We start from the raw sequence: 7756 nt of genomic DNA on the forward strand, positions 1-7756 counted from the left end.
GGAACGGATCCGGGGAAGCCTGGTGAAGTTGTGTCGGGGTGGTGGGCAGGAGGTGGCCCACTCCAGCGAGCGTCCGTAGCCCCAAGGGTCGTCCACGATCACCTTGCGTCCGTACTTGTGTGTCTTCCAGACGTTCAACAGGAAAGGCAGCGTGGACAGGCCGAGCAGGAACGCGCCGATGCTGGAGACCGTGTGCAGCGTCGTGAACCCGTCGGAGTCGAGGTAGTCCGCGTAGCGGCGCGGCATCCCCTCGGCGCCGAGCCAGTGTTGGACGAGGAAGGTGGTGTGGAAACCGACGAACAGCGTCCAGAAGTGGATCTTTCCGAGCCGCTCGTCCAGCATCTTGCCGGTGAACTTGGGCCACCAGAAGTGGAATCCGGCGAACATCGCGAACACGACGGTGCCGAAGACGACGTAGTGGAAGTGAGCGACGACGAAGTAGGTGTCGGTCACGTGGAAGTCGAGCGGGGGTGAGGCGAGAACGACGCCGGTGAGGCCGCCGAAGAGGAACGTGACCAGGAATCCGATCGACCACAGCATGGGCGTCTCGAACGAGAGCGATCCGTGCCACATCGTGCCGATCCAGTTGAAGAACTTCACACCCGTGGGCACGGCGATGAGGAACGTCATGAAGGAGAAGAACGGCAACATCACGGCGCCGGTGGGGAACATGTGATGGGCCCAGACGGTGACCGAGAGGCCGGCGATGGCGATCGTGGCGGCGATCAGGCCCTTGTAACCGAAGACGGGGTTGCGGGAGAAGACCGGGAGGATCTCGGTGACGATGCCGAAGAACGGCAACGCGATGATGTAGACCTCGGGGTGGCCGAAGAACCAGAACAGGTGCTGCCACAGCAGAGCCCCGCCGTTGGCGGGATCGAAGACGTGGGTACCGAACTTGCGGTCCGCCTCCAGCGCGAACAGGGCCGCGGCCAGGACCGGGAAGGCCATGATGACCAGCACCGAGGTCAACAGGACGTTCCAGCAGAAGATCGGCAACCGGAACATCGTCAACCCGGGTGCGCGCATGCACACGATGGTGGTGATGAAGTTGACCGCGCCCAGGATGGTGCCGAACCCGGACAGGGCCAGACCCATGATCCACATGTCGCCACCGACGGAGGGCGAACGCACCACACCGCTGAGCGGGGTGTACGCGAACCAGCCGAAGTCGGCCGCTCCCTGCGGTGTGAGGAATCCGGCGACCGCGATCAGCGACCCGAACAGGTAGAGCCAGTACGCGAGCATGTTCAGGCGCGGGAACGCCACGTCGGGCGCGCCGATCTGCAACGGCATGATCCAGTTCGTGAACCCGGCGAACAAGGGCGTGGCGAACATCAACAGCATGATCGCGCCATGCATCGTGAACGCCTGATTGAACTGCTCGTTCGACAACCACTGTGTGCCCGGGCGCGCCAACTCCGTCCGGATCGCCAACGCGAGCAAGCCACCGAACAGGAAGAACAGGAACGACGTCGTGAAATACAGATTGCCGATCGTCTTGTGATCGGTGGTGGTCAACCACTTCACCACGATCGCCCCACGACGAGACGAGCGCGGAGCCACGGCGTCGGGTGGGGAAGGCGCCAAGGGAGTCTGGACGTCGGTCATGCACGCTCCACGGGAGTAGCGGGAGTAGCGGGAGTAGCGGAGAGGAAGGGCCGCTTCGACACGGTCGACCGGTGCGCGAGAGGAGCGGCGGCGTCGATCACGGGCGGCGGCGCCGGTCTCGTACGAGCCACGCGGTCAAAGGCAGCGCTCCCAGAACGGCGAGCGACACGACCGCGGTGAGGACCGCCGGGTGCGCCAACCTCGTCGCCGCCACCACGCCGCAGCCCAACGACACGGGAAGCAGGACGGTGACGGCGGCGATCCAGCGAAGCCTCCCGGCGGACGACCCGGCTGCGGCCCGTGTCGATCGATGCGATCCGGCGTCGAGCCGCAACTCGGATGCGATGGCGCACCACGCCCGCCGCTCGCCCTCACTCAGGGTCCCTGTGTCCACAGCCACCTCCTCGCAACACCGCGACAACGCATCGCGGCAAACGCGCGCCCCCTGCCCCGGAATTCGCCAATCCACGCGCCGGCGCCCGGAGTTCACCCGAACGGCCCCCGACCGACGGCCCTCGATCGAGGTCCCCGACCGGCGGCCCCCACGACGCCGTTCGGTTACCCGGAACCCGCTGTGCCCCGACCGGGACGCACGCGCGTCACCGGGCCGCCTTCCGGTGGGCCGACTCGGGCGGTTGTGGTTGCCTGCTCCACGTGATCGGGAGCAGGAGGCCGGAGATCGCCCGGGTCAGCGGGTCCACACCCGGGCCCAGAATCCGGCGCCCGAGATCGATGAGCACCGCGTCGGGTCCCACCCGCACGCGGCGCCGATCCCGCAGCAGAGCGCGCACGATCACCGCCGCCCCACGCTCGGGCGATGTGAGTGCCACGCGGGCGCTGACAGCCGCCAACGCGCCGCCGGCCACACTCGGCGACTTGCGCGCGGTGCGCGCGAAACCGGTACCGATCCCGCCCGGCAGCACCGTCGTCACCCGTACGTTCGCATGGGACAAGCGCAACTCGTGCCGCAACGCCTCGGTAAAGCCCTGGACCGCGTACTTCGAGGCGCAGTACGCGCCCATCGCCGGCACGCCGACCAGACCGAACACGCTGGCGACGTTGACCAGATGCCCTTCACGGGACCTGCGCAGATGCGGCAGGAATGCCCGGCAGCCGTAGACGACCCCCCAGAAGTTCGTACCCATCAGCCACTCGAAGTCCTCCCAGGTCGTCTCCTCGAAGGGAGCGACCACCCCCACCCCCGCGTTGTTGACCACCAGGTCCACGCCTCCCAGACGCGCCGCGGTGTCATCCGCCCATCCGCGCACGGCGTCACGGTCGGCCACGTCCAGCTCGGTCAGGCGCGGCCCGGGGCCGCCGGCCCGGGCAGCCTCGGCGGCGAGTTCGCCCGTGCGGGCCAGGGCGACCGGATCGGTGTCGGCGAGGGCCAGCCGAGCCCCGCGCTTGGCGAACTCGACGGCCAACGCCCGACCCAGCCCCATCCCGGCGCCGGTCACCGCGACCACCTTGCCGTCCAAGCACCGCATCGATCCCGCCTCCACCCAACCTGCGTGACACTCAGCCGAACGGCCGGGCAAACGTCGCCAGTACCCCACCCGCGCCTTCCGATGCCTGGGCAGGACCGGATCGACCGCACGCGGCGACGACTCGGCGACCACTCGGCGGAACGGGTCAGCCCCCGAAACGCAGCCGGAAGTCGCGCAGCGACAGCGACACCACGGGACGGCGCCGACCCGACAACGGCCCCAACGAGCCGTCGAGGGGGAACTCCCAGCGGGCGGAAGCGATCCGCAGCCCGGTGCGCACGCGTACTCGGCTCGTCTTGGGCCGGCCGTCGAGGGTCTGGACGATTCGACCGGCCAGGGACCATCGTCCGGGCACCCGCAGGCGGGGCATGAACCGGGCACGGGCCAGGTGGCGGTGCGTGGTCTCCGCCCGCGCGTCGACCCGCCCGGCGCTGTCCTGCCGGATGTCGATGCGGGCCAGGTCCTTGGGGATGCCCCACAGGGCCCGGCCACCGTCGCGCGCGACGGCATGGTCGACCCGGATATCGCAGATGTGCACCCTCAGGCGCGGCCCCTCCCGTACCAACACCGCGACAAGCAGTTCGCGATACGCAAGCACACCCCCCGGCTCGTAGACGACCCAGGCCGCACCGACCAGGTGACGCCCCAGGATCGAGACGGGCCGAGTCCCCGCCGGCGGCGCGACGGACAGAAGGCGCCTCGGGACGGCGAAGAGCGACAGGTGGAGTTGCCCACACAGTTGCCATGGCTCCGGCGGATAGACCGACACACGCAAACCCCTCATCACGAACAGACGGCCGAACGAACGAACGGAAGAAAGAACGGACGGAAGGACGGAACGAAGAACGGGCGGCCGGAACGAAGAACGGACGAACGGACGAACGGACGAACGGACGAACGGACGAACGGACGATAGACGGACGCACGAGCCGACAAACACAGCGGCGTGTGACACCCCCGGGGCCGAGCCCCCTCGATCGCACCCTCGCCTCACCCGTTCCCTCCTTCGGAGGACCCGACGCCGTGCCGAGCGTGGCTTGACGTGGCCTGCCTCGCTACGCTTCGCCGGTGACAGTGCGCGACGATGACGCCGGCCGAGTCGAGGACGCCTTGGCGGCGAGGCTTGCCCACGCGTACGGTCTGCGTGCGGTCGCCGTCGAGCGCATTCCCTTCGGGGTGGAGACCGACAACTTCACGGCCCATCTGTCGGACGGCGGGCGCGCCTTCGTCAAGGTGTATCGATCCGGTCAGGACATCGAGCGGCAGATCGTACGCGTGGAGTCGACGCGGCACGCCCGAGCACATGGTGTCCCCACCGCCGCCGTCGTGCCCGACCACGTAGGCCGGGTGATCTCCCCGGGGCCCGGACCGGCCCTGTCCGTCTGGGAGTTCGTCACCGCGGCCCCCTCCGCCCACCCGTGGACTCCCCGCCTCGCCGAGAACCTCGGCCTCACGCTCGGGCGTCTGCACCGGGTCTTCGCGAACCACCCGTCGGCGCGACGGCTGGTCCCGGTGCGGCCGTTGTGGTGGGACCGCGACCCCGACCGTGCCCTGAGGGTCGCGGACGGTGTCCTGCGCCGGATCGGCGAGCCGCGAACGTCGGCCGACGCCGCGCGGCGCGAGCAGGTCGCGATCCGCCGCGCGGACCTGGTGGCACACGCGCCGGGCCTGACCGCGGGCCTGCCCCGGGTGGTGGTGCAGCCGGTGCACTACGACTTCACCCGCCCGAACGTACTGGTCGCGCCCGACGACACGATCGCGGCCGTCATCGACTTCCACGACTGCATCGCCCCACCGGCCTGGGAACTCGGCCGGATCGCGTTCGATCCGCTGACCGTCGCCACCGGCGACGACTGGCCCGCCACCGCGTTGACCGCGGTCGCCGCGTATCGCTTCGAGAATCCCGATCTGCCCGTCGAGCAGGTCGTCGCGTGCGCGCGCATGGCCCTGCTGCAGGCCATGCAGTCGTTCTTCGGAGTCCGCGAACACTACGAACGCCCCGACCCGGTCCACCAGGCCGACCTCGACGGCTATTGGCATCGCAGGTGGCAGATGACCCGCCGCCTCCTCGGCGCCCTGGCCGACATCGAGGACGCCCTCGAAACCTCGACACGATGATGCGTCCGCAGCGCCGGCCGCAGCCCGGTAGGTGTCACGTGTCGCCTTGGTGCGTAAGGGAGTTGTCGTGCTCGGTGCTGCTTGGCGGTGCGAAAAACGCAGCTCCGTTCGGTATTGACCATCGTGACCTTCTGGTGTGTGATCATCGCGCATCGGATGCGGTCGTCGCCTCGTTACGGTCGGTGGCTCGTCCGGTGCCGGCCTCTTCGCGCGTCCGTCAGGACGAGGGGGAGGCCGGTGCCGGACGGCCGGCCGGACGGTCGAGGGCCGTATCCGCACCGTCAACGGATCACGGGGGACAGCATGAGCGAGTTCCGGCCCAGCCGCCGCGGCGTCCTGAAGGGCGTCGGCGGACTTTCGGCGGCGGTCGCCCTCGGTGGTGCGGGCGTCATCGCGTCCGCCACGTCCGCCGGCGCCGCAAGCGACGGCTTCGGGTTGCGCATCGTGGACCGCGGCGAGAGCGATCCGCGCATGTGGTATTACCACTTCAGCACGAGCGCCATCGCCTGGAATCCCGGCGTCAACGTCCTGCTGCCCGACGACTATCACACCAGCGGGCGCACGTACCCCGTCCTGTACCTGTTCCACGGCGGCGGTACGACGTCGGACTTCCGCTACTTCGACTCGCCGGGCGGCATTCGGGCGTACACCGCCGGCAAGCCGGTCATCGTCGTGATGCCGGACGGCGGCGGCGCAGGCTGGTACTCCAACCCGGTCACGTCGCTGGTCGGGCCGCGCAACTGGGAAACGTTCCACATGTCCCAGCTCGTCCCGTGGATCGACGCGAACTTCCGTACCCACGCGGAGTACGACGGCCGCGCGGTGGCCGGCTTCTCGATGGGCGGCTTCGGCGCGCTCAAGTACGCCGCCAAGTACTACGGCCACTTCTGCTCGGTCAGCGCCCACTCCGGTCCGGCCAGCCTGCGCCGGGACATCGGCGCGGTCGGCCACTGGGCCAACGCCTCCTCGGCGGCCATCGAACTGGGCGGCGGCACGATCTACGGCGTACCCCTGTGGAACCAGGCCCGGGTCAGCGCCGACAATCCGGTCGAGCGCATTCCCAGTTATCAGAACAAGCGGCTCTTCATGGTGGCCGGAACCGGCGCCGAGTCGATCCCGTGGTTCAGTGCCGTGCAGGAGAGCCATGTCCTCGCCGGTCAGCGCGAGTTCCGCGGCCTGCTCGACCAGGCGGCCATCCCCTACGAGGCTCACGAGGCGCCCGGCGGACACGTGTTCCGGTGGCAGTACTTCCAGCAGGACCTCGACGGCATCGTCGCCCACCTGCGCCCGGCGGCCTGACACCACAACCACCCCCGCCCCGGCGAGGCCACCGCCCCCTGGGCCGTGGCCTCGCCCCCTCGCGGCGCTCTTGCGGACCGCATCGCCGCCCCGCTGTGTCCGGCTTTCGAGGTCCTGACCGGATCGGCGGGCCGAAAGCGGCCGATTGTGGTGGGCTCGCTGTTCGGCGTGGGATGACGTTTGTGTTTCGTCAGAGGTCTGCGAGTGAGTACAGACCGCTGATGCGGGCGCCGCGCAGTCGTTTGGCGTGGATGGTCTTCATGCCCGTGTGCAGGGCCGATGTGCCTTGTCGGTAGGCGTCTTCGATGGGTAGGTAGTAGGCGGCGTTGAAGTAGGCGAAGGGTGCCGGGCACGACGGGTCGGTTCCTGCGGCGCGCAGCCATGTGGTGTCGCCGAAGTGGTAGTACAGGCCGAACGCGGCCATCCGGGGGCCGTCGTAGGCGGCGACCACGCGGGCCTGGTCTCCCATGGCCTGCGCCTGGCGCTCCAGCACGACGGTCATCGCGGCGGTGGTGTCGGCCGCGTGCCCGTGGGACTGCTGCAGGCCGGCCAACAGCCGTCCCACGTCCCGGAAGCAGTCGCCCAGCGGCAGGTGCCGTACGCGCAGACCGGCGGATCGGAAGTCGAGACACTCGCGGCGGACGGCGATGCGCCGCTTCCTGGGCAGCGACGCGAGATAGTCGTCGAACCCGGTGCCCGGGAGCGGGATGACCGCGTCCTCCTCCACCGGCACCGGCGCCGAGGCGTAGAGCGGGGCGAGCAGCGCGGCGGCCGGCTCCGTCAGATACGGCCACCAGTGGGTGGTGCCGTGCGCGGCCGCGTACGTGCGGGCGGTGGCGCGCAGCAGGGCCAGACTCGCTTCGCGCCGGTCGCCGGGCAGTGACGAGGCCGTCAGCGGGGTGTTGTGGTACCCGCGCCGGGCGCCCGCGACCACCCGCGGCCGGTCGGCGCCGTCGGCGGGTGTCGGCGGGTGGTCGTAGTACGCGTTGGGTTCGGTGTGGACCAGGTAGAGCGGTGCGGCGGCGAGCAGGGCGCCGTCGTCGTCGCGGACCACCGCGTAGCCGGCCGTGGCGGTGGCGTCGGTCTCCTGGCCGGCCAGCCAGCGGTGGGAGAGGTACAGGCCCGCGTGTCGGGCGAGCCGGTCCCAGTCGGCGGCGGGGATCGTGGTGATGCTGCCGAGGATGTCGGTCTTCACGGTCACATCCGGGTCGAGGTGGGTGGGTCGGAGGGCTTCGAGTCGG

The 7756-nt window shown here is 69.8% G+C and carries 7 protein-coding genes; 2 read left to right on the forward strand and 5 right to left on the reverse strand.

Translation table 11 applies throughout. The features are described 5' to 3' along the window. From ctaD to GT354_RS09515, 4 genes are all read right to left on the reverse strand, one after another. On the reverse strand, positions 1–1611 hold a 1611-nt coding region (gene ctaD, locus GT354_RS09500; protein ID WP_161355832.1), incomplete at its 3' end, for a cytochrome c oxidase subunit I. A 97-nt stretch (positions 1612–1708) separates the two neighbouring features. After that, positions 1709–2005, reverse strand: a complete 297-nt coding sequence (locus GT354_RS09505) for a hypothetical protein (RefSeq protein WP_161355833.1) — start codon at positions 2003–2005, stop codon at positions 1709–1711. Positions 2006–2210: 205 nt separating this feature from the next. Further along, the gene (locus GT354_RS09510) at positions 2211–3098 is read right to left on the reverse strand and encodes an SDR family oxidoreductase (protein ID WP_161355834.1); all 888 of its coding nucleotides are present in this window, start codon (positions 3096–3098) and stop codon (positions 2211–2213) included. Between the two features lie 145 nt (positions 3099–3243). Continuing rightward, positions 3244–3867: an acetoacetate decarboxylase family protein gene (locus tag GT354_RS09515; protein WP_161355835.1), complete on the reverse strand. Its 624-nt coding sequence runs from the start codon at positions 3865–3867 to the stop codon at positions 3244–3246. 299 nt (positions 3868–4166) lie between these two features. Here GT354_RS09515 and GT354_RS09520 point away from each other — a divergent pair, with 299 nt between their 5' ends. Together GT354_RS09520 and GT354_RS09525 are read left to right on the forward strand one after the other, a co-directional pair. Then, entirely contained in the window at positions 4167–5216 is a 1050-nt protein-coding gene (locus tag GT354_RS09520) for a phosphotransferase (protein WP_161355836.1), read from the forward strand. Positions 5217–5519: 303 nt separating this feature from the next. After that, positions 5520–6515 (forward strand): esterase family protein, encoded by a 996-nt coding sequence (locus tag GT354_RS09525; RefSeq protein ID WP_161355837.1) that lies wholly within the window; start codon positions 5520–5522, stop codon positions 6513–6515. Between the two features lie 190 nt (positions 6516–6705). Here GT354_RS09525 and GT354_RS09530 read toward each other — a convergent pair. Beyond that, on the reverse strand, positions 6706–7756 hold a 1051-nt coding region (locus tag GT354_RS09530; RefSeq protein ID WP_237534557.1), incomplete at its 5' end, for a peptidogalycan biosysnthesis protein.

Source organism: Streptomyces sp. SID3343 (assembly GCF_009865215.1).
In the GTDB taxonomy this organism is placed as follows: Bacteria; Actinomycetota; Actinomycetes; order Streptomycetales; family Streptomycetaceae; genus Embleya.